The sequence below is a fragment of the Microbacterium sp. NPDC003461 genome (assembly GCF_053588335.1).
Window position 1 is genome coordinate 1 of sequence record NZ_JBSFPT010000036.1, and the last position, 21,936, is coordinate 21,936.

Genomic DNA, 21,936 nt, shown 5'->3' on the forward strand with positions numbered 1-21,936 from the left:
GGGGGCGCGCGCCCCGCGCCCCCCCCCGCCGCCATGTCGGTGAGGCTCGCCTGGATCTCGTCCAGATCGGCTTCGGTCGCCTTCTCGCACGCGAGTTCAACCAGGCGCAGCTCCAGCGTCGCGCGCACCTCGCTGATCTCATGCGGCCCGAGCAGTTGCTGCGATTGCGCCCCGCTCAGATAGAGCTGCAGGCTCTCAGACACGCGCGAGGAGCTCACATGCGCGACGCGGGCGCCTCGGCCGGAGCGCACCTCGACGACGCCCTTGGCCTCCAGGCCGCGGACTGCCTCGCGGATCACGGTGCGCGAGACGCCGAATTGATCGGAGAGCTCCCGCTCGGAGGGAAGCCAGTCGCCCGGTGCGAAGCCGCCCGACGCGATCGTCGCCAGCATGCTCTCGGTCACCCGCGAGGCCAGGGACGGCTCGCGCTGCAGCTGAGTGAACTCCATCGGTCCTCCTGTTTTTCTTCGGACGCGCCTCCATTCTCGCAGGTGGCGGCTTTCCTCCGACGACGTTGTGTTACGACATTCGGCCTGGCTATAGTGTGGCATACCAGAGACCAAGCGTGTCTCTATCGAGTCAAGGAGGCCTCGTGTCCCGCACACGCACCCTCGCTGCCGGCGTCGCCGTCGCAGCGTTCACCGCACTGGCACTGTCCGGCTGCGCCACCACCGGAGGTGGCGGCGGGGACACGGGATCCACAGAGAAGCCGGCCATCGATGTCGGCGTCTCTCTGGAGGGCAAGACGATCTGTTTCGGGTTCTCGGGAAGCGAGACCGAGTTCTGGGCGGCGGGCATCGCTGCGATCTCAGACTCGCTCGAAGCCGCGGACGCCCGGGTGATCGAGCACAACTCGAACGAAGACCCGAACAAGCAGCTGGAGCAGATGAACGACTGCATCACCCAGGGAGTCGACGGGATCATCATCATCCCGGAGGACGGATCGAGCGCCGACACGATCATCGCCGAGGCGAACAAGGCCGACATCCCGATCGGCGTGTTCAACCGTCCGCCGGCATCCGAGGACGGCGCAGCCATCGTGGCCGTCGCCGACAACCGTGGCGTATCCGCGGCGACGATGGAGCACATGGTCACCGAGGCTGAGGCGCTCGGACTCGACCGGAAGATCCGCTCCGTCATCATGGTCGGCAATCTGAGCGACCAGAACGCCGTCGAGCGCCGCAACGGCTTCTACGACGTCGTCGACGCGAACCCGGACCTCTTCGAGGAGCCGATCGAGGTGCAGACGAACTGGGACGCCGCGACCGGCCAGGCGAATCTCGAGGCCGCGATGCAGGCGAATCCCGAGATCGATCTGCTCTTCACCTCGTCTGACTTCCTCTACCCGCAGATCCGCTCCGTGCTGGAGCCGCTCGGTCTCTGGAAGGCCGCCGGCGAGGACGGGCACGTGATCATGGGCGGCATCGACGGTGACAACCGCGCCTGCAACCTGCTCAAGGATGGGTTCGTCGACGCCACCGGCGTGCAGGACCTCTTCACGGAGGCGGAATCCCTGCTGACCGCGCTCGCCGAAGCGATAGACGCCGGCGAGACCGACGCGGACGAGTTGCTGCTCGACCCCGGTTTCGCGCTCACCCAGGACAACGTCGGCGAGAAGGAGAAGGACACCTGGGGCTGCGTGATCACGCCCCCGAACTCCTGATCGTCCCCGGTGCGGCGCGCCCACGGCGCGCCGCACCCCGCCCCTGCCCGTCACCCGTCGGAGGAACCACGTGTCCACCACTCAGAAGACCGCCCCACCCGTCGCGGCACCCGAAGGCGCCCGCCGTGGCGACGGGCTGCGCCGCTTCCTCGCCGGTGAGGGCTTCGTCCTCGCCCTGATCGTCGTCTACGTCGTCGCCGTCTCGCCGTTCGCCAACGGCCTGCTCAGCGAGCGCAACGCCGTGAACGTGCTCTCGAACCTGTGGCCGCTCGCGATCATCGTCATCGGCCAGTCGTTCGTGCTCATCCTCGGCGGCATCGACCTCTCGCAGACCGCCGTCATCAGCGTCGCGAACACCTTCGGCGCCCTGTTCATCGCTCAGGCGTTCACCCCGACGCTCTTCTCCGACACCGTCTTCTGGGGCAGCGTGATCGGCGAGGACGGGGGAGTGCTGTCGGATGCCGGTCTCGGCGGCGTCGTACTCGCCATCGCCCTCACGGTCGCCGCGGGATGCCTCATCGGTCTGCTGAACGGCTGGGCGGTCGCAGTGCTGAAGATGCCGCCGTTCATGGTGACCCTCGGCACGATGCTGCTGTTCGGCGCGGTGGCGATCTGGATGACCCGCAGCGAGAACGTCACCGGGCTCCCCGAGGAGTACGCGGCGATCGGCAGCACGCAGGGCGGGGGCCTGTCGTCGTTCCTCACCCTGTCGATGGTGATCGCCGTCGTCGTCGCGATCGGCGCGCACTACGTGCTCTCGAGCACCACCTACGGTGCCTGGCTGTACGCCGCGGGCACGAACCGGCGCACGGCGATCGTCTCCGGCGTGCCGCACACCCGCATGGTCGTGTCGGCGTACGTCATCAGCGCGGGCCTGGCGGCCCTGGGCAGCGTGCTCTACTCGTCGCGCCTCGGCGCCGGTCGCCCGACCCTCGGCGACGACATGCTGCTCGACGTCATCGGCGCCGCGATCATCGGCGGCATCTCGCTGTTCGGCGGCAAGGGCAGCGTGCTCGGCGCCTTCCTCGGGGCGCTGTTCTTCGTGATCCTCAGCAACAGCCTCAATCTCATGAACCTGCCGTTCCACGTGGTCTGGGTCGTGAAGGGCCTCGTCATCGTGGCCGCCGCCCTGCTCGACGTGGGGCGCAACCGTCTGATCGGAGGCCGACGATGACCTCGTCTCCCCGCCTGGAGCTGCACGGCATCTCGCACAGCTTCTTCGGCATGCCCGTGAACCGCGACATCTCGCTGCGCGTCGAACCCGGCGAGGTGCTCGGGCTCGTCGGCGAGAACGGCGCCGGCAAGTCGACGCTGATGAACATCGTCGGCGGCGTGCTCGTGCCCGACGAGGGGCGGATGCTCGTCGACGGCGAGCCTTACGCGCCGAAGTCGACCGGCGAGGCGCGGGCACGCGGGATCGCCCACGTGCACCAGGAGCTGAACCTGTTCTCGCAGCTCTCGGTCATGGACAACGTCTTCCTGACCGCCTACCCGCGGCGCTGGGGCGTGTTCACCGATCGACGTAAGGCGCGTCGCGCCACGGCCGACGCCCTCGCCCAGCTCGAGCTGCCGTTCTCGCCGTCGACGATCGTTGAGCAGCTGAGCCCCGGCCACCGACAGATGCTCGAGATCGTCAAGGGCACCCTCGGCGGCCCCGGCCTCATCATCCTCGACGAGCCGACGACGTCTCTTACCAGCCGCGAGACGCAGCTGCTGTTCGGGCTCATCGAGCGGCTCACCGCCCAGGGCACTTCCTTCATCTACGTCTCGCACATCCTCGACGACGTGAAGCGGCTCTCCGACCGCATCGCGGTCATGCGCGACGGCGCACTGATCGACGTGCGGGCGGAGGCCGATCTGCCGGTGCGCGAGCTCATCACGCTCATGGTGGGGCGTCCGCTCGACAGTCTGTATCCGGAGCGCGCGGGTCACACGCCGGTCGACCCCGGCGCGCCGCCCGCGCTGCGGCTCGACGACGTCTCGGCGACCGGCCTGGTCGACGATGCTTCGCTCACCGTCGAACGCGGCGAGGTCGTCGGCGTGTTCGGTCTGATGGGGGCGGGGCGCACCGAGCTCGCTCGTGTGATCGCCGGGCTCGACACCGCCGACAGCGGCCGCATCGAGGTGGCCGGCACCGACGTGACGCGGCTGTCGCCGCGCGCCCGCATCGCGGCCGGTCTGGCCTTCGTCACCGAGGACCGCCGGGGCGAGGGGCTGCTGATGGAGTTCCCCGTCGTCACCAATGCGGCGCTGCCCTCGCTCGCCCGATGGAGCGGGGGAGTGCTGGCGCCGCTGCGCCGCCGCGCCCTCCGCACGCGCGTGCAGGCGGTGACGGATGCTCTGCGCCTCAAGTCGGCCGACCTCACCCGCTCGCCCGTGCAAGCGCTCTCCGGCGGGAACCAGCAGAAGGTCGTGCTGGCGAAGTGGCTGCTCACGGAACCCGACCTGCTCATCCTCGACGAGCCGACGCGCGGCGTCGACGTCGGCGCGCAGTACGAGGTCTACCGCACGGCGCTGGAGCGCGCCGACGCGGGCACCGGCATCCTCGTCATCTCGTCGGAGCTGCCGGAACTGCTCGGCATCGCCGACCGCATCGTCGTCATGCGCCTCGGGCGCATCGTCGCCGAATTTCCCCGGGCGCAGTTCGACGCCCGCATCATCCTCGGCGCCGCGTTCGGCGAGCGACCGGACGAGGTCGCCGCGGGCGAGGCGGCATCCATCCAGATCCAGGGAGGCGTCTGACATGTCGCGCATCAAGGACCTCGCACTGCAGAACGTGCCGGTCATCCTGCTGGTCGTCGTGTTCCTGGCGTTCGCCGCCGTGGACCCGCGCTTCCTGTCGGGCGACACCATCACCCTCATCCTGCGGCAGTCGGCGTACGTCGGCATCCTCGCCGTCGGCATGACGCTGGTGCTGATGACCGCGGGCATCGACCTCGCCGTCGGCTCGCTGCTGTACCTGACGGCGGTCGTCGTCGGTCAGATCGTGCACACGATCGCCATGCCGATCTTCGTGGTGCCGCTGCTCGCCGTGCTCGTCGGCGCCCTGTTCGGGGCGTTCAACGGGTTCGCGGTCTCCGTGCTGAAGATCATCCCGTTCATCGTCACGCTCGCCATGCTCACCGCGTTCCGCGGGCTGGGCTACGGCGTCTCCGACTCGCGCGAGGTCAACTACCCCGACGCGATCACCGCGCTCGGGGCCCAGTCGGTGCTCGGCATCCCGCTTCCCATCGTCGTGTTCGCGCTCGTGGTGCTGCTCGCCCACGTCACGGTCACGCGCACGCCCTTCGGCCGGCAGCTGCTGGCGACGGGCGAGGACAAGCAGGCGGCGGCGCGCGCGGGCGTGAAGGTCGGACGCATCCAGTTCACCGTCTACGTCATCTCCGGCGCGCTGGTGGGGCTCGCGAGCTTCGTCGCCGTCATCCAGCAGTTCTCCGGAACCGTCACCCCCGCCGCCGGCAAGGGCATCGAGTTCGACGCCATCGCCGCCGCGGTGCTCGGGGGCACGAGCCTGTTCGGCGGACGCGGCTCGGTGTTCCCCGGCACCGTGGTCGGCACGCTGCTCATCCAGCTCGTGAACACCGGCCTCGGGTTCGTGCGGGTCGACCTGTACCTCACGCAGATGGTGCAGGCCGGGATCATCCTGCTCGCGGTGCTCATCGACAGCATCCGCACCGGTCGGCTCGAGAAGCTGCGTCGCACGGTGATCACGAGTGGACGGCAGGAGGCGGATGACGACCCCGATCCCGCCCGCACGCCGGCATCCGGCGCGGGGGAGCCCGTGCGATGACGACGCCTTTGCTCTCGTTCTACGGCGACGACTTCACCGGCTCCACCGACGTGATGGAGGCGCTCACCACCGCGGGCGTCGACACCGTGCTGTTCCTCGAACCGCCGACCGCCGACGACCTCGCACGCTTCCCCGGCGCGCAGGCCGTCGGGGTCGCCGGCATCGCCCGCACCATGACGCCCGCGCAGATGGATGCCGAGCTGCCGCCGATCCTCGCCTCGCTGCGCGCCACCGGTGCGCCGCTCTTCCACTACAAGATCTGCTCGACGTTCGACTCGTCGCCGACCATCGGCAGCATCGGCCGCGGGCTCGACATCGCCCGGCGCACCTTCGATGCGGGCCTCGTGCCGATGGTCGTCGGGGCACCCGCGCTGCGCCGCTACCAGGTGTTCGGGAACCTCTTCGCGACCGTCGACGGGGTGACCCATCGCCTCGATCGGCACCCCACGATGACCCGGCATCCGATCACGCCCATGCACGAGGCCGACCTCATCGCGCACCTCGCTCACCAGACCGACGCCTCGGTCGCGCTCGTCGACCGCCTCGCGCTCGCCGCGGGCGCAGACGCGGTGGACGCCCGGATGACGGATGCCGCGGCGCAGGGCGCCGACGCCGTGCTGTTCGACGTGCTCGACGCGAGCGATCTCGTGCAGATCGGTCGGGCGCTCGACGGCCTGGTGCAGGCGGCGGACCGCACGGTCGTCGCCGTCGGATCGAGCGGGGTCGAGTACGCGCTCGCCGCGTTCTGGGCCGCGCGGCGCGGCGGTCCCGCCCCGACGTTCCGCCCCCGGCACGCGGACCGTGCGCAGACCCTGGCGGTCAGCGGGAGTCGCGCCCCGGCCAGCGACGCCCAGGTCGCCGATGCCCTCGAGCGCGGATTCCTCGGCGTGCCGGTCGATCCGGTCGCCCTCACCGCGGGCGACGAGGGCGTCGACGCTCTCGTCTCCGCCGCCCGCCGTGCGCTCGACACCGGGCAGGACGTGCTGCTGCACACCCCGCCGCGCGACGGACGCCCCGTCGACTCGCATCGCCTCGGTCTCGCCCTGGGCGCGGCCACCCGCCGCATCGTCGCGGAGCAGAGCGTGCGGCGCGTGGTCGTGGCCGGCGGCGACACCTCCGGACTCGTGGCGCGGGCCCTCGGCATCCGCGCGCTGCAGATGATCGCCGAGGTGGCGCCCGGTGCGCCCCTGTGCCGCGCGACCGCCGACGACCCCGCGGTCGACGGACTCGAGATCGCCCTCAAGGGCGGACAGGTCGGTCGCCCCGACTACTTCACCACGGTCGCCTCGCTCGACGGCGCCGCTTCTCCCACCCCCACACCCAACCAGTAAGGAACGACAATGACCTCGATCGCGATCATCGGCGCCGGCGGCAAGATGGGCTTCCGCACCAGCGCGAACCTGCAGGAGACCGACTACGACGTCGCCCACGTCGAGCCCAGCGAGGCGGGGCGCGAGCGCCTCGCGACCCTCGGCATCGAGGCGGCCGAGGTCGCCGACGCCGTCCCGGGGGCCGACGTCGTGATCCTCACGGTTCCCGACAACCGCATCGGACGCGTCTCGAAGGAGATCGTGCCGCAGATGAAGGCAGGGGCCACCCTCGTCGTCCTCGACGCCGCGGCCCCGTACGCCGGTGAGATCGCCCTGCGCGACGACATCAGCGCCGTCGCCTGCCACCCCTGCCACCCGCCGGTGTTCAGCGACGAGGTCGAGATCGCGGCGCAGCAGGACTACTTCGGCGGCGTCGCCGCCAAGCAGGACGTGGTGATCGCGGTGATCAGCGGCACCGACGCCGACTACGACCGCGCCGAGCCCGTCGTGCGCGCGATGTTCGCCCCCGTGCGCGACGCGTACCGCATCACCGTCGACAACATGGTGCTGCTCGAGCCCGTGCTCGCCGAGACGACCGCGGCCACCTGTGTCACGATCATCCGCGAGGCCACCGACGAGGCGATCGCGCGCGGTGTGCCCGCCGACGCCGCGTTCGCGTTCATCCTCGGTCACCTGCGCGTGGAGCTGGCGATCCTGTTCGACCAGATCGGCTCGCCGTTCTCGGACGGAGCGATCAAGGCCATCGAGCAGGCGCGCGACATCCTGTTCCGCCCGGACTGGAAGCGCGTGTTCGACGAGGAGAACATCCGCGCCTCCGTCGCCGACATCGTCGCCGAGTAACGGGAACGGGCAGGATCGGATGCGACGACGGGAGCGACGATGACACGGATGCTGCGGGCCGGCGCCTGGACGCTCGACCTCGACGACCGCGGCGTGCTGCGGCACGTCCGACTCGGCGACCACGAGGTGCTCCGCGGCCTCGCGGGGGTCGTGCGCGACGCGGACTGGGGCACCGTCGATGGGGTCGTCACGATCGAGCGATGCGAGATCGGCGAGGACGGGTTCTCGGTGACGTTCACCTCGGCGCACCGCGGGGCGGGCGTCGACCTCGTCTGGACCGGCACAGTCACCGGTCTTCCCGACAGCACGGTGCGGATGACGTTCGACGGGCGAGCGGGCGGGGCGACGCGGACCAACCGCATCGGGCTGGTCGCGCTGCACGCCCTCGACGGGGCCGGCCGCCCCGTCGACGTCATCCACACCGACGGCTCGGTGCAGCCGTCGCGCTTCCCCGAGCTCGTCTCCCCGCACCAGCCGTTCCTCGACGTCGCCGGGTTCCGGCAGCGGACCGACGACGGCGCCGACATCGAGATCCTGTTCGAGGGAGACGTCTTCGAGACCGAGGACCAGCGCAACTGGTCGGATGCCTCGTTCAAGACCTACAGCCGTCCGCTGTCCCTGCCCTTCCCCTACGCGCTCGACCCGGGGGAGACCGTGCGGCAGAGCATCACGCTGCGGGCGACCGGCACCCTCCCTCCGCCGGCCGACCGCTCGCCGCGGAACGCCACGGTGCGCATCCACGACGAGCCCGCCTCCTGGCCGCGCCTCGGCACCGGATGGGCACCGGGGCACTCCCGGGCAGCGGACGCCCTCGCCGAGCTGCGCCCCGCGTGGGTTCGCGTCGACGTCACCGTCGACACGGACGGCGACGTGTCGGGGGCGACGGCGCTCGCCGAGGCGGCGGCCGCCGGGCTGCCCGTCGAACTCGCCCTCACGGTCTCCGACGGAGCACCGAACGCGGCGATCGCCCCACTTCTCGACAACGCCGCCGTGGACCACGTGCTCGTGTACAGCTCCGGAGCGCCGACCACCACGGCCGCCGCGCTCGCCGCGGTGCGCGCGCTCGTGCCCACGGCGACGCCCGTCCGCGCCGGCACCGACGGCAACCTCGCCGAGCTCAACCGCTTCCCCCCGGCATCCGTCGGCGACGGGGTGGCCCTGTCGATCAACGCCCAGGTGCACGACGACGCCGCGCTCGCGGTGATGCAGACCACCGAGGCATACCCGGCGATGATCGCGACCGCCCGCCACCGCGGCGGCTCCGCGCACGTCACGGTGTCTCCCGTGACGCTGCGCCCGCGGCGCAACCTCTACGCGACGGCGGCGCCGCTCCTCGTCGGCGAGGGCCTCGACCCGGCCACGATCGACGCTCGCCAGCACGACCCCTTCGCCGCGGCGTGGACCGTCGCCGTGCTCGCGGCGCTGTCGGCCGCAGAGGTCGGCGACGCGACGCTGTTCGAGCATGCGGGCCCGCGGGGCATCCTCCACGCCGACGGCGGACGCACACCCGCCTCCGACGTGCTGGCCGCGGCGTTCTCGGCCGACGGCGCCCTCCGGCTCACCACCGACGATCCCTCCGTCGCGGGGATCGCGCTCCGCATCGACGGGAGCGTGGTCGTCGTCCTTGCGAACACCACCGACCGCGTCCGCGACGTCGCCCTCGACGGCCTCGTGTCGATGCCGCCGCGCACGATCGCGCCCTTCGACATCCTCCTCCACACAGACGGGACAGCATGAGCACCGACCGCATCCACGCCCACTACGTCATCGAGACCGGCGACAGCCTCGAACGCGCCGCCGCCGCGATGGCCGGTGAGCAGTCCACCGGCACGTTCGTCGCCCTGCCCGGCGAGACCCCCGAGCTGCACGCCCGGCATGGGGCCACCGTCGAGCGCATCACCCCGCTCGACGACGGCGATTCCCCGTCGCTGAGCGGCGGCGTGGTGCCGGCCGACGGCCGCTACCGCCGCGCCGAGGTCGAGCTCTCGTTCCCCCTCGAGAACGTCGGCACGGCCCTGCCGAACCTGCTCGCCACGGTCGCCGGCAACCTGTTCGAACTGCACCAGCTCAGCGGCATCCGGCTCGAGGCCCTCGAGCTGCCGGCCGCATTCGGCGAGGCGCACCCGGGCCCGCAGTTCGGCATCGAAGGCACGCGGCGACTGGCCGGGGTGCACGACCGCCCGATCATCGGCACCATCATCAAGCCCAGCGTGGGGCTCACCCCCGGCGAGACCGCCTCCCTCGCGGGCGACCTGGCGCGCGCCGGCCTCGACTTCATCAAAGACGACGAGCTCATGGCGAACTCGCCCCACTCGCCGTTCGACGAGCGGCTGGGCGCCGTCATGCGCAGTCTCCATGACGCCGCCGACGACACCGGCGCCCTCGCGATGTACGCCGTGAACGTCACCGACGAGCTCGACGAGATGCTGCGGCATGTCGACGCCGTCGCCGAGGCCGGCGGCACCTGCGTGATGGTCAGCGTGAACGCCGTCGGTCTCGGAGCGCTGCGGGCGGTTCGCGAGCGCAGCTCACTTCCGATCCACGCGCACCGCAACGGATGGGGCGCGATGACTCGGCACCCGCTCCTCGGCTACTCGTATGCCGTGTGGTCGCAGCTGTGGCGACTGGCGGGCGCCGACCAACTGCACGTGAACGGCCTGCGCAACAAGTTCTGGGAGCCGGACGCCTCGGTGCTGCGCTCGGCGCGGGCCTGCCTGCGGCCCGAGAACGGACACCCGGCGGTGATGCCGGTGTTCTCGTCGGCGCAGTCCGCCGACCAGGCCGCCGATACGTATGCCGCACTCGGAACGGTCGACCTGATGTACGTGTGCGGCGGGGGCATCATGGCCCATCCGGACGGGCCCGCTGCGGGCGCGACGAGCATCCGGCAGGCGTGGCGGGCCGCCGTCGACGGCGTACCCGCGTCCGAGTACGCGCAGACGCACGCGGAGCTCGCGGCCGCACTGCGTCTCTTCGCGCGCTGACCCGACGCCGCGGCACCGGCTCAGGCGCCGCGGAAGGCGCGGTACGCGCCGATGTACTCCGCGATGCCCTCGGAGAGGTCGGGGAACCGGAGGGCGTAGCCCAGCTCGTCGCGCAGGGCCGACACGTCCAGCACCCCGCGGTAGGCGCTCTCTACCGATACGTCGGTGCCCGCACCCGGCTCGAAACGTACGCGGAGGTTGGGCAGTTGACGACGGACGGTCTCGATGAGCTGCTCCTCGCTCACCAACGAACGACCGGTGGCGGCGAAGAAGACCCTCTGCGCGGTGTCCGGCCGCTCGAGCAAGCGAGAGACGACCCCTGCGACATCGGCGACGTGAGTGAAGTCGCGCGCCGGCATCCGCTGGGTCCCCAGGTCCACATCGATGCCGTCGACACCGCCCTCGACGAGGGGCTTGAGTCCGATGGGCCATTGCATCCCGAACCCGTACACCGCGGAGGGCCGGACGATGCGCACGTTCATGCCGAAGCTCGCCGCGTACTCGAGGGTGAACACCTCAGCCGCGGCCTTCGACGCGCCGTAGAAGCCTCCGCCGGGTCCTTCCGTCTCGGTCACGAAAGGGTGGCGTACCGGGATCGGCTCCACCTGGACTGTCGGCAGCACGGCGATCGACGAAAGGTAAACGAAGTCCTGCACACCGGTGTCCCGCGCGACCTCGAGCAGGCCGATGGTGGGCAGGACATTGCTCTTCAGCGCGCGCAGTGGTGCCGTGCGGAGCTCGACGACATCGACCACCGCGTCGACGTGCACGATTCCGTCCGGGCGGTGGCGTTCGCACACGCGACGTAGGCCGTCCTCGTCGTCGGCGGCGAGAACCTCGAGACGCAGCCGGTCGGTTTCGTGCGCGAGGAGGTGCCGGGTCTCAGGACGGAGCGGATGCCGGCTCACTCCGACCACGTCGTGACCGTCGTGGAGCAGCTCTCGCACCACATGACCGCCGATGAATCCCGTCGCTCCGGTGACGAGGACTCCGCTCATCGCCCCGCGTCCCGGATGCCGGCGCGCACTTCGCGTCGATGTAGGCCGTGGGGATGGTCGGGTCCCGCCTCGGCGAGCGCGACTCCGTCGTCACGCAGCGCCGTCCCCAGGAGGGTGAGTTCGAAGCGGTCGGTGAGCAGCGCCGTCGACGAAGTCATGCCCTCAGCATAGTGAGGCGGTGCACGGCGCCGGCGAGGCCGCTGCCGCTTCTCACGGCTGCGCGTCGGGAGCGCTTTTCGTCGTCGACGGCGGGTGTCGACGCTCTGATTCCGCTTGCCGGATCTTTGCGAAGAAGTCTGCGAGAAGGTAGCGGGTGTCGACGCGCTCACAGACTCGGATGCGGCGATCTCCCGCCCCTGCGATCATCGAGCCATCCGGCGCGAAGCGGGGAGCGATGCGCTTTTTCCACACTGCACCGAACGGATTGAGGATGACACCGATCGCCGGCGAGTCTCCCAGCGAGCGGAAGTCGACCGCGCGCCCCATGTTCGACGCATTCCATTCGAGCAGCTGGCGAACCAGGTAGGCGCCGACTTCGCCGTGCGGTCTGACTTTCGCATCGAGTTCGGCATAGCCCACCCCCACCAACGTGTAGACGTTCATCGGCAGCTGCCAGAGGGTGACTCCGGACGCGAACACGACGTTCGCGGCGTTCACGTCGTTCGAGAGGTTGTACTCCGGCCAGTACACCGCTTCGATGTCGTCATAGGGCGGACCTCCGATCCACACCACGGTTATGTCTCGGTCAGCGATCGACGGCTCCAGGAGCAACGCGCTCGCCACATCGGTGAGGGGTCCCAGCACCGCGATGAAGAGGGGTGGGCTGTCGTCCGTGAGCGACTCCTCGATGATGAGTCGCGCGGCAGCGGAATCGATCGCGGTTCGCTCATCGGGAAGGGCGGTCGGCGAGCCGTCCGCGATTCGAATCGCGTCGCTGGACGGTGTGAGCTTCAGCAGCAGATCGACCTCTCTGCGACTTTCGCCGAGTGAGTCCGGTGTGCGCGCATTGCCGAAGTGGGCCGGAAGGATGCCCCGTATGTCCAGCGTCGGCGACAGGAGCGCGTGCACGATCGCGAACTGATCATCTGCCTCGTTCTTCGCGTCCGTACTAATGAGAACACGCGTGCGGTTCGGCGTGGATGTCATGTCGTCGTGCTCCGCTCCGGTGCGCTGGATGGGCGATCCCCGGCACCCATAATAGTCATTCAACCATCTTAATTAAGTAGTTGTAATTAGTTGGAGAACTTTGCTAGCCTTTCACCGGTCGATGAAGCAACAACCACACTTCGACGACGATGTGCGAGAGGACGATGACGTTGAGCGCAACGGTTTCCGGGCTTAACTCGGTCCCCCCCGCTGTTGCGGCGCAGGAAGAGGCTGCCCGGCTCAAGCCGCCGGCACCCGCGCGCAAGCGAGTATCCCGCTCGGGCATACGGGCCCCGTGGTGGTTCTTGGTCCCCGCTCTGGGGATTTACCTCTTCATCGTCGTCTGGCCGAGCATCACCGGCGCGATCTACTCGTTCACGGACTGGAACGGCCTCGCGTCGGATTGGAGTTTCGTCGGCTTCAAGAACTTCGTCGAGGTGTTCAGCGATCGGCGCGCGGTGGCAGCGCTCGTCAACACGGTCGTGCTTGCGGCTGTAGTCATGGTCGTGCAGAACATCATCGGGCTCGGACTCGCACTCGCCGTCAACAGCACCATCAAGAGCCGTTCCATCCTCAAGGTGGTGTTCTTCGCGCCTGTCGTGCTTACCCCGCTCGTGGCCGGCTACATCTGGAGCTACCTGCTCGCCCCCGAGGGGGGCATCAACTCGGTGCTGTCTTCGGTCGGCCTGTCGAACCTCGCGCACGATTGGCTCGGCGACCCCAACACGGCCCTGCTCGCCATCTGCGGCGAGATCATCTGGCAGTTCTCGGGTTACTCGATGGTGATCTTCCTGGCCGGTCTTCAGGCCGTCCCCGAAGAAGTTCTCGAGGCGGCGACGATCGATGGGGCAGGCGTATGGCGCAGATTCTTCAGCGTGATACTTCCGCTTCTCAACGGAGCCATCGTGATCAACCTGATGCTGTCGCTGATCGGCGGACTCAAGCAGTTCGACCAGGTGATGGCGATGACCGGCGGAGGACCGGGGACAGCCACCGAGACGATCTCCACGACGATCTACAAGAGCGCGTTCAGCACGGGGGAATACCCGGTATCAATCGCGCTCGCCGTGGTGATGACCATCCTCATCGCGATCCTCGCTTCGGTCCAGTTCCGGCTCACCTCGCGAAAGACAGACTGACATGAACAGGTATACAAGACTGAGCTTCGTGCGCGAGGTCGCGCTCATCATCGTCGGAGTCCTCTTTCTCGTTCCGCTCTTCGCGCTCGTCAACGTCGCATTCAAGCCCTCGGATTCGCGCACCTCCGCGCTCGAGCTCGACTTCCCTCCTACAGTCGAGAACTTCGGTCTCGCCTGGGAGCAGGGGGCACTCGGGGGAGCGCTGATCAACAGCTTCATCGTGGCCGTGTGCAGCGTCCTCGGCGTGGTCGTAATCGCCGCGTTCGCGTCTTATCCACTCGCCCGCATCACGCGCCGGTGGTCGCGGCTCACCTTCTACCTCTTCATCGGCGGGCTGCTCATACCGACCCAGCTGGGCCTCTTGCCGCTTTACGTCACCATGCGAGACCTCGGTCTCCTCGGCACTCTCGGCGCGCTGATCCTCATGAACATCGGCACCCAGCTTCCCTTCTCGATCTTCCTGTACACGACGTTCATGCGCGAGATGCCCCTCGACTACGAAGAAGCGGCGCTGCTGGACGGTTGCGGCCCCGTGCGCACGTTCGCCAGCGTCGTCTTCCCGCTCTTGCGAGCCGTGACGGGCACCGTCGTGATTCTCAACTCGGTCTCGGTGTGGAACGAGTTCTTCACACCGCTGTTGTACCTGTCCGGGAGCGGGAACACCACAGCTCCCGTCGCCATCTACAACTTCGTCGGACAGTACGTGGCGCAGTGGCCGTTGGTGTTCGCCGGCCTCATCATCACGGTCCTGCCCATTCTCGTTCTGTACTTCATCTTGCAGAAGCACATCATCAAGGGCTTCGCAGGCGGTCTCAAAGGCTGATCAGGCTCTTACACCCCGCACCCACACCAGCTGCCTGCAATGCAGCAGCAGCGCACACAAAGGAGATACCAGTGGCATCACATTCACGAGGCGTCAGCGCCGCGACCCTGGCCGGCATCGGCATCCTGTCGATCGTCCTCGCAGGCTGCTCGACGTCAACGGCCGGTGAGGGTTCCGGTGACGAGAACACCCTCACCTTCGCGAGCGGTCAGCAGGAGGCTGCGCAGGCGCTGATCGACGGGTTCGAGGAAGCGAACCCTGAATACACGATCAAGGCCGACTTCATCGAGCAGGATTCGGCATACATCCAACAGCTCCGCACGCAGCTTTCGGCGGGCACGGCCCCTGACGTGTTCAAGGTGTGGCCGAGCGGTGGCGACGCGATGGCGATCTGGCAGGTGGCTAAGGACGGCCTCGTCGCACCGCTCGATGACGCCGAGTGGGCCTCTGACGTTCCCGAGAACCTGTTCGACGTGTCGTCGCTCGACGGCACCCTGTACTCGCTGCCGGCGACGACCGGCGGGATCGGTGCCATCTACAATGACCAGGCGCTCGCAGAGGTCGGTGCGGTCGCGCCGACGACCTGGAGCGAAGTGCTCGAGCTGTGCGAGACGGCGACGTCGGCGGGCAAGGTCGCGTACGCGCTGGGCAACAAAGACGCATGGACGGCGCAACTCCTGCCCTACGCGCTGACGGCAACGCTGGTCTACGGGCCGAACCCTGACTTCACTGCTGACCAGGAAGCCGGTGAGGCGAGCTTCTCCGAATCCCGGTGGGTCGAAGCTCTTGAGAAGGTGCAGCAGATGCGGGATGCCGGGTGCTTCAACGAAGGCCCGAACGGAACGAGCTACGACGCGCAGATGACGCTCGTCGCTACGGGGGATGCCCTGGGAGCTGTACACGTGAGTCAGGCGGTGTCCGCGGCGATCCAGTACGCAGACGAGGCAACGACGTTCTCGCTTGCACCGATGCCGGCGACCGACGACCCGGCAGAGACATACGTCCCGGTGGCTGCGGGCATCAACTTCGCCATCAACGCCAAGGCGAAGAACCCCGAGCTCGCGGCGAAGTTCCTCGCATACATCGCATCGCCGGAGGGGCAGACTCTCTTCGCGGTCGCATCGAACAGCTCTCCTGCCCTTCCGGCGGACGGTTACGAGCCTGACGCGATCAACAAGACGCTGCTCGAGGCGCAGGAGTCCGGCCGCGCCAGCGTCTATCCGGATCAGACGTGGCCGAACACGCAGGTCAAAGAGGAGTACCTGATCGCGATGCAGGAACTCTTCAATGACGGCGTGCAACCGGCTGAGCTGCTGCAGCGTCTCGACGACGCTTTCAACAGCTGAATCCAGCTCATCGACCTTAGGTCGGACAGTTCACGGGCGGTGCCCCTCGTCGTTCTCGCCGAGGGGCACCGCCGGTGGCGTCGAACTTTCGTGTGAGGGGAGTCGATATGAATCGATGTGCTCAGCGCCCGCTCGTGCGAGCGACGGTGGACGACATACCCCTGCTGTGTGCGTTTCCGGAGGAACCCAACGGCAGGCTGGCGCTCTGGATACCGTACTTCGGCGGCACCAAGGAAGACGGCGCCAGCACCCTTCGCCGTTTCGCGCGAGCAGGGTTCATCGGTGTGGGCATCGACCCCTGGCAGCACGGCGACCGGGCGACGAGCGAATCGCCCGGCGAGTTCTCCGCAGGGGTTTTCGCAGCATTCCGATCTCGGATGTGGCCGATTCTGGGTCGAACGACGCTTGACGCGATGCGCGTCATCGACTGGGCCGACGAGCTGCACGGAGTGGGCTCACGCGGTGTCGTGGCGTTCGGTGTGTCGATGGGCGGCGATATCGCGGTCTCGCTGGCCGGTGCAGATCGCAGAGTGACCCGCATTGCGGCGATCGGTTCGTCTCCGGACTGGACCCGTCCCGGCATGGAGCACGTGGATCGTCGCGGGGTGATCATCGACCAGGGATCCCCCTCGTTCTCCGGGCAGTGGTTCTACGACAGGTTCGACCCCGCTTCTCATCTCGGCGCCTTTGCCAGGGACCTCGAGCTGACTTTCGAGGTCGGGACAGCGGACACCCACGTGCCACCGGCTGGTGCCGCGGAGTTCCTCGAGCGGCTCGAGGCGGAGCACCCGTGCGAGTCACGACGCATCCGCATCATCCGACACCCTGGTGTGGACCATACGGCTCTCGTGCAGAACATCGATATCAGAGGGCGAGCTCTGGACTGGCTCCTGGCCTCTGAAGCGTGATCGATTGAACTCAAGCATCGCCTGCGCGATACGGCTCGACTGGGCCGGTCGACCCTCGGGCGATGAGCTGGGGAGTCGGGGCCGCGATGAGTGCAGGATCTGCTCCGTCGAGGATGCGCATGATGGCTTCGCCCGCCTCCTCTCCGAGCGTGTGAACATCGCGGCTCACCGCCGTGAGCGGCGGCTTTGTGATGCGACACAAGACGGAGTCGTCCCAGGCGAGGATCGAAACGTCCTCCGGTACGCGAAGGCCCATCGCGACGATCGCCTCGACGGCTCCGGCGGCCATCACGTCGTTGTCGAACATGATGCCCGTCGGCGGTGTGTCGGACCGCAGGAGTTGGCGCACCGCAGCAGCACCGCCCTCGCGTGAGAAGTCCGCAGCTGCGATCGTCGTGCTCGCCCCTGCAGCCGCGGCTGCGGTGATGAAGGCTGTGGTGCGATGCATCGTGTGCGAGAAACCGACCGGTCCCGACACTCGGCCGAGTCGGGTGTGACCGAACTGGGCCAGGTGATCCACGGCCGATTGAACCACGGCGGCCTCGTCCGTCCACAACACCGAATGCTCCCCGGCGTCCTGCGGGTTGGCCAGCACGAGGACCGCGAACCCCAGTTCATCGACCAGGCTGAGCCGTGGGTCGTCGTCCACGAGGACGTCCACGAGCAACACCGCTCCCACCTTGCCGCTCTCGTGCCAGCGATGATATGCATCGAGCTCGGATTCCATATCGGGCACGACCTGCAGCAGGAACGGCCGCTTCTGCCTGGTCAGAGCATCCTCGACACCCGCCATGAAGTCGTTGTAAAAGGCCTCGATGCCGAGAGTGCGGACAGGACGGCGCAAGACCAACCCGACCGCGCGGCCGTCCCACCCTTTTCCAACCGGATCCGTGCTCTGAGCCATGCTCAGCAATATTACGCATTCCGGAGGAGCGACGGTCGACTGCGGAGCGCGCAACCCGCGTAGATGCGAGCGGCGGTCCCGCTCGCGCTGTCTGCTCGCGACAACCCCAGAGGGTGTCGGCTGCCGTGACGTTTGCGGACATTGCACACCGCCCTTTGCTCAGAGTTGGAGGAGCCCTGCAACCCGGCGATCGTGGCTGCGAGGGGCTGCTTGCCGAGCCAGCGGACAGTGCCCGATAGAAGCGGTCAGTGTTCCTATGTTCGTCAGGTGGCGATTTGCGGCTCTTCACGATTGAGGGTGTAGCGCGGGTTTGAATCCGCCGGCTTCGAGCAGGCTGCGTGCGATGTAGTGGGTGAGGTTGCGGAATCCGAGTGCGGAGCCGCGGAGGTGTTCGAGCCGGCCGTTGATCGCCTCGGTGGGTCCGTTGCTGGTGCCGGGTCGATCGAAGAACGCGAGGATGTCGGTGGCGCGCTGGCGCATGGTGCGGCCGAGCTTGCGGATCTCGACGAGCGCCGCGGGGACCCCGGTGGTGATCGCGTTGATCACGGCCTGCATCATCTGCTTGGCCTTCTTCTTGTCGTGTTCCCGGTAGGCGGCGACGATGCGCTGGTAGATGCCCCAGGTCGCTTCGACCTCGACGTGCTCTTCGATCGCGAACACCGCGTCGAGGCGGGCGGTCTGTTTCTCGGTGAGCAGGTCCGCGCCGGTGTGCAGGGTGCGGCGTGCTTTGTAGAGCGGGTCACCGGCGCGGCCGCGGTGCCCGACCGTGTCCTGCTGCACTCGGCGTCGGCACTGGTCCAACGCGTCGCCGGCAAGGCGGACAACGTGGAAGGGATCCATGACCGGGACGGCGTCGGGGAGTTCTTCGGCGGCGGCGGTCTTGAAGCCTGCGAACCCGTCCATCGCGACCACCTCGATCGCCTTCGACCACTCCTTCGGGCGGGCGGCGAGCCACTGCTTGAACACCGCCTTCGAACGACCCTCGACCATGTCCAGCAGCCGCGCGGGTCCTGTCTTCTCGCGGGCCGGGGTGAGGTCGATGATCACGGTCACGTACTTGTCGCCGAGGCGGGTGTGCCGCCAGACGTGCTCGTCGACACCGATCGTGGTGACCGCGTCGAACCGGGCGGGATCGTCGATCAGTCGACGCTTGCCCTCCGCGAGCACCGCAGTGTTCGCGGCGCTCCAGGACACCCCCAGGCCCGCGGCGACACGGGTCACGGTGAGGTGGTCGATGACGATGCCCCGCAGCGCCCACTCCACGCCGAGGCGGGAGATCTTCGCTCGTGGCTCGGCGGCGCGGGTCATGTCCTGACGCCACGTCCGTCGGCAGTGCGCGCACCGGTACCGGCGCACCCGGACCAGCAGCGTCGTCGGGCGATGCCCGAATGGTTCGTGCGCCAGGCGACGCGTCGCCGTGTCTCGCGGCACACCCTCCGCCCCGCACTTGCGACACCACGGGTTTGTCTCGACCGGTCGGCACTCGATCACCGCCCGGTCCGGCTCGATCAGCTGGCCGACGGCGACGAGCCCGAGCTCGTCGAGCCGGCAGAACGCCGTCAGGTCAGGGGTCGCGAAAGTAGGGTGGAGCACGTCGAGGTCTTTCGAGATGGCAAGCGTGAAGAACTTCCATCATCCGGGAGGCCTCGACCCCTACCCGGCCACCGACGCACTCAACCGACTACACCCTCGTTCGCGAAGAGCCCGATTTGCGGAGGTTGGCGTAGATTTCGCGGGCGATGAATCTCTTCAGGCAGCGGATAGCCTTGCGTTTGCTGAGTCCTTCCGCGGTGTCCGCTCGACGTAGCCGCGGGTGGCTTCGTGTCGGCGCATCCGCACGATCGCGACGACGTAGAGCGCGCTGTTCGCGGCGCGATCACCGCTTCGACTGAGTCGGTGGCGTTCTGAGTTTCGGCCGCTCGAGGCGGGGTGTGCTGCGGTTCCGCAGAGTTTGGCGAACGCGGCCTCGTTGTGGATCCGGGAAGCGTTGTCGCCGACCGTGACCAAGAATTGGCCAGCCAGCCCAGTGCCGACGCCATGCAACTCCACCAGCGGGGTGCGGCTTCGGTGACCAGGGCCGCGATCTTGGCGCTAAGCTGCTTGACCTCTTCGTCCAGCGTCCTCCATTGACGGGCAAGGTCACGCAGCGACAGTTTCGTCGTGGCGATGCGCATACGCTTGAGGTCGGCGACCAGCGTGAGCAGTCCTCGGTCTCCGGACGGAGTCGGAGGCAGCGATTCACGAGGTGCGGTTGGTGAGCCCGACGTCGCGCAGCTGGGCCGGGACGCCGATCATCACGCCGAACAGCGTGTTCATAGCCTGGCTGCGCGCCTTGACAGCGCTGGAACGGGTGACGCGGAGGGTCCGGATGACTCGACACCGGACTTGCTCGTCGGCGCGGCGGTGGATGTCTCGTCGAGCATGGCGCGGGCGTCCTGTTCCGCGTCGAGACGGTCGGACTTGCCGTCCATCCTCCAAGCGAGTCGATTTGATCTGTTTACGTCGACGACCTTCTCACCATTGCGGGTGAGTTCGCGTGCCAGGGCAGCGCCCAACGAGCCGGTGCTCTCGACTCCGATCGAGCTCACCTCGGTGCCGGTAGCGGGGGAACTCCCCGTGCCAGAGCAAGCCCGCTGACTGTCGATCGTCGCTGCGTAGTGGGTGGTCTTGTGAGTATCGACCCCGCCGATCACGGTGCCAGGGTCCGTGAGATTTGTCATGCTCGATCCGGTGCTGCACCACTCCGAGTCTTCACAGTTCTTGCCCTACATGGTCGGTTTCCCCGGTCTCCCGGGATCGCAGTGGGTCAAGTCCCCGGTAGTGGTGTAGCCGCCTTGTGATCCTTCGGTGCTGGGTCAGGCGCTGAGTTCGAGGATGCTGTCGGTCACCTCCTCGGGGCCGGTGTCGGGAAGCAGGCGCAGGCGGGACTTGGCGAGGATGTCGAGGCCGAGGTAGCGGCGGCCTTCGGCCCATTCGTCGGTCTGCTCGGCGAGGACGGCGCCGACGAGGCGGACGATGGCGTCGCGGTTGGGGAAGATGCCGACGCTGTCGGTGCGGCGGCGGATCTCGCGGTTGAGTCGCTCGTTGGGGTTGTTGGACCAGATCTGCGACCAGAGGCCTTCGGGGAACTCGGTGAACGCGAGGATGTCCGCCCGCGCGGTGTCGAGGTGCTCGAACGCGTCGGGGAGCTTGTCTTCGACGTAGTCGAGGAGCCGGTCGAACTGGGCGTTGACGGCGTCCTTGTCGGGCTGGTCGTAGACGGAGTGCAGCATCGCCTTGACCGCGGGCCAGAGGGACTTCGGGGTGACGGACATCAGGTTCGCCGCGTAGTGGGTGCGGCAGCGCTGCCAGGCCGCTCCGGGCAGGTTCGCCGCGATCGCCTCGACCAGACCCTGGTGAGCGTCGGAGGTGACGAGGCGGACGCCGGTGAGACCGCGGGCGACGAGGTCGGCGAAGAACTGGTTCCAGGCCGAGGCGGTCTCGCTGGTCGCGACGCGCATGCCCAGGACCTCCCGGCGCCCGTCCGCGTTGACACCCGTGGAGACGAGGACGACGGCGTTGATCACGCGGCCGCCTTCGCGGACCTTCATCGTCAGGGCGTCGGCGGCGACGAACGTGAACGGCCCGGCATCCCCGAGCGGACGGTGGCGGAACTGGTCGACGTGCTCGTCGAGATCCGCGGCCATGCGGGACACCTGCGATTTGGACAGCGAGTCGATGCCGAGCGTCTTGACCAGCTTGTCCATCCGGCGGGTGGAGACGCCGGCGAGGTAGCAGTCGGCGACGACGGTGATCAGCGCGGCCTCGGCGCGCTTGCGGCGCTCGAGCAGCCATTCCGGGAAGTAGGTGCCCTTCCTGAGCTTGGGGACGGCGACGTCGATCGTGCCGACACGGGTGTCCAGCTCGCGGTGCCGGTAGCCGTTGCGCTGCGTCACCCGGTCGGGGCTGGGCTTGCCCCATTCGGCGCCGCAGACAGCGTCTGCGTCCGCGGACAGCAGCGCGTTGATCATCGTCTGCAGCAGCTGCCGCATCAGATCCGGCGACGCCTCAGCGAGGGCTTCACC

At 68.3% G+C, this 21,936-nt stretch carries 21 protein-coding genes; 12 read left to right on the forward strand and 9 right to left on the reverse strand.

Annotation, left to right across the window (positions count from 1 at the left end):
• Window positions 1–449, reverse strand: a 449-nt coding sequence (locus ACWDR7_RS11665) for a FadR/GntR family transcriptional regulator (RefSeq protein WP_449855060.1), incomplete at its 3' end; no start/stop codon positions are given.
• A 143-nt stretch (window positions 450–592) separates the two neighbouring features.
• On the opposite strand from ACWDR7_RS11665, the gene ACWDR7_RS11670 reads away from it, so the two are divergent.
• The 8 genes from ACWDR7_RS11670 (at window position 593) to ACWDR7_RS11705 (ending at window position 10,608) form a co-directional block, all read left to right on the forward strand.
• Window positions 593–1,663 (forward strand): sugar ABC transporter substrate-binding protein, encoded by a 1,071-nt coding sequence (locus ACWDR7_RS11670; protein WP_449855061.1) that lies wholly within the window; start codon window positions 593–595, stop codon window positions 1,661–1,663.
• Between the two features lie 70 nt (window positions 1,664–1,733).
• Entirely contained in the window at window positions 1,734–2,837 is a 1,104-nt protein-coding gene (locus ACWDR7_RS11675; protein WP_449855062.1) for an ABC transporter permease, read from the forward strand.
• On the forward strand, window positions 2,834–4,405 hold the full coding sequence (locus ACWDR7_RS11680) for a sugar ABC transporter ATP-binding protein (protein WP_449855063.1): 1,572 nt from the start codon (window positions 2,834–2,836) through the stop codon (window positions 4,403–4,405). Before ACWDR7_RS11675 ends, ACWDR7_RS11680 begins: the two co-directional genes overlap by 4 nt.
• 1 nt (window position 4,406) lies before the next feature.
• The gene (locus ACWDR7_RS11685) at window positions 4,407–5,453 is read left to right on the forward strand and encodes an ABC transporter permease (RefSeq protein ID WP_449855064.1); all 1,047 of its coding nucleotides are present in this window, start codon (window positions 4,407–4,409) and stop codon (window positions 5,451–5,453) included.
• Window positions 5,450–6,784, forward strand: coding sequence for a four-carbon acid sugar kinase family protein (locus tag ACWDR7_RS11690; RefSeq protein ID WP_449855065.1), 1,335 nt, complete (start codon window positions 5,450–5,452; stop codon window positions 6,782–6,784). Before ACWDR7_RS11685 ends, ACWDR7_RS11690 begins: the two co-directional genes overlap by 4 nt.
• 9 nt (window positions 6,785–6,793) lie before the next feature.
• Window positions 6,794–7,624: a phosphogluconate dehydrogenase C-terminal domain-containing protein gene (locus ACWDR7_RS11695; protein ID WP_449855066.1), complete on the forward strand. Its 831-nt coding sequence runs from the start codon at window positions 6,794–6,796 to the stop codon at window positions 7,622–7,624.
• 39 nt (window positions 7,625–7,663) lie between these two features.
• Window positions 7,664–9,361 (forward strand): hypothetical protein, encoded by a 1,698-nt coding sequence (locus ACWDR7_RS11700; protein WP_449855067.1) that lies wholly within the window; start codon window positions 7,664–7,666, stop codon window positions 9,359–9,361.
• Complete coding sequence (locus ACWDR7_RS11705) at window positions 9,358–10,608, forward strand: ribulose-bisphosphate carboxylase large subunit family protein (protein ID WP_449855068.1); 1,251 nt, start codon at window positions 9,358–9,360, stop codon at window positions 10,606–10,608. The genes ACWDR7_RS11700 and ACWDR7_RS11705 overlap by 4 nt, the downstream gene beginning before the upstream one ends.
• A gap of 20 nt (window positions 10,609–10,628) precedes the next feature.
• Here the strand turns inward: ACWDR7_RS11705 and ACWDR7_RS11710 are convergent, their stop codons facing one another.
• Genes ACWDR7_RS11710 through ACWDR7_RS11720 form a run of 3 tightly spaced genes read right to left on the reverse strand, consistent with a single transcriptional unit; the run spans window position 10,629 to window position 12,752 of the window.
• Window positions 10,629–11,606 (reverse strand): NAD-dependent epimerase/dehydratase family protein, encoded by a 978-nt coding sequence (locus tag ACWDR7_RS11710; protein WP_449855069.1) that lies wholly within the window; start codon window positions 11,604–11,606, stop codon window positions 10,629–10,631.
• Window positions 11,603–11,764 (reverse strand): hypothetical protein, encoded by a 162-nt coding sequence (locus ACWDR7_RS11715; RefSeq protein WP_449855070.1) that lies wholly within the window; start codon window positions 11,762–11,764, stop codon window positions 11,603–11,605. Before ACWDR7_RS11715 ends, ACWDR7_RS11710 begins: the two co-directional genes overlap by 4 nt.
• A 52-nt stretch (window positions 11,765–11,816) precedes the next feature.
• Complete coding sequence (locus ACWDR7_RS11720) at window positions 11,817–12,752, reverse strand: nucleoside hydrolase (protein WP_449855071.1); 936 nt, start codon at window positions 12,750–12,752, stop codon at window positions 11,817–11,819.
• A 164-nt stretch (window positions 12,753–12,916) separates the two neighbouring features.
• On the opposite strand from ACWDR7_RS11720, the gene ACWDR7_RS11725 reads away from it, so the two are divergent.
• The 4 genes from ACWDR7_RS11725 (at window position 12,917) to ACWDR7_RS11740 (ending at window position 16,968) form a co-directional block, all read left to right on the forward strand.
• The gene (locus tag ACWDR7_RS11725; protein ID WP_449855072.1) at window positions 12,917–13,891 is read left to right on the forward strand and encodes a carbohydrate ABC transporter permease; all 975 of its coding nucleotides are present in this window, start codon (window positions 12,917–12,919) and stop codon (window positions 13,889–13,891) included.
• A 28-nt stretch (window positions 13,892–13,919) separates the two neighbouring features.
• Window positions 13,920–14,714: a carbohydrate ABC transporter permease gene (locus ACWDR7_RS11730; protein ID WP_449855073.1), complete on the forward strand. Its 795-nt coding sequence runs from the start codon at window positions 13,920–13,922 to the stop codon at window positions 14,712–14,714.
• A 71-nt stretch (window positions 14,715–14,785) separates the two neighbouring features.
• Window positions 14,786–16,060, forward strand: a complete 1,275-nt coding sequence (locus tag ACWDR7_RS11735) for an ABC transporter substrate-binding protein (RefSeq protein ID WP_449855074.1) — start codon at window positions 14,786–14,788, stop codon at window positions 16,058–16,060.
• 146 nt (window positions 16,061–16,206) lie between these two features.
• Window positions 16,207–16,968: a hypothetical protein gene (locus ACWDR7_RS11740; RefSeq protein ID WP_449855075.1), complete on the forward strand. Its 762-nt coding sequence runs from the start codon at window positions 16,207–16,209 to the stop codon at window positions 16,966–16,968.
• A gap of 10 nt (window positions 16,969–16,978) precedes the next feature.
• On the opposite strand, the gene ACWDR7_RS11745 is transcribed toward ACWDR7_RS11740, so the two are convergent.
• The 5 genes from ACWDR7_RS11745 to ACWDR7_RS11765 all read right to left on the reverse strand — a co-directional run.
• Window positions 16,979–17,872: a substrate-binding domain-containing protein gene (locus ACWDR7_RS11745; protein ID WP_449855076.1), complete on the reverse strand. Its 894-nt coding sequence runs from the start codon at window positions 17,870–17,872 to the stop codon at window positions 16,979–16,981.
• Between the two features lie 285 nt (window positions 17,873–18,157).
• Window positions 18,158–19,465, reverse strand: a complete 1,308-nt coding sequence (locus ACWDR7_RS11750) for an ISL3 family transposase (protein ID WP_449855077.1) — start codon at window positions 19,463–19,465, stop codon at window positions 18,158–18,160.
• Window positions 19,466–19,621: 156 nt separating this feature from the next.
• On the reverse strand, window positions 19,622–19,921 hold the full coding sequence (locus tag ACWDR7_RS11755) for a transposase (RefSeq protein WP_449855078.1): 300 nt from the start codon (window positions 19,919–19,921) through the stop codon (window positions 19,622–19,624).
• A 263-nt stretch (window positions 19,922–20,184) separates the two neighbouring features.
• Window positions 20,185–20,592 carry a hypothetical protein gene (locus ACWDR7_RS11760; RefSeq protein ID WP_449855079.1) on the reverse strand — a complete coding sequence of 136 codons (408 nt, stop codon included), beginning with the start codon at window positions 20,590–20,592 and terminating at the stop codon, window positions 20,185–20,187.
• Window positions 20,593–20,727: 135 nt separating this feature from the next.
• The coding region (locus ACWDR7_RS11765) for an IS256 family transposase (protein WP_449855080.1) at window positions 20,728–21,936 on the reverse strand (1,209 nt) is incomplete at its 5' end.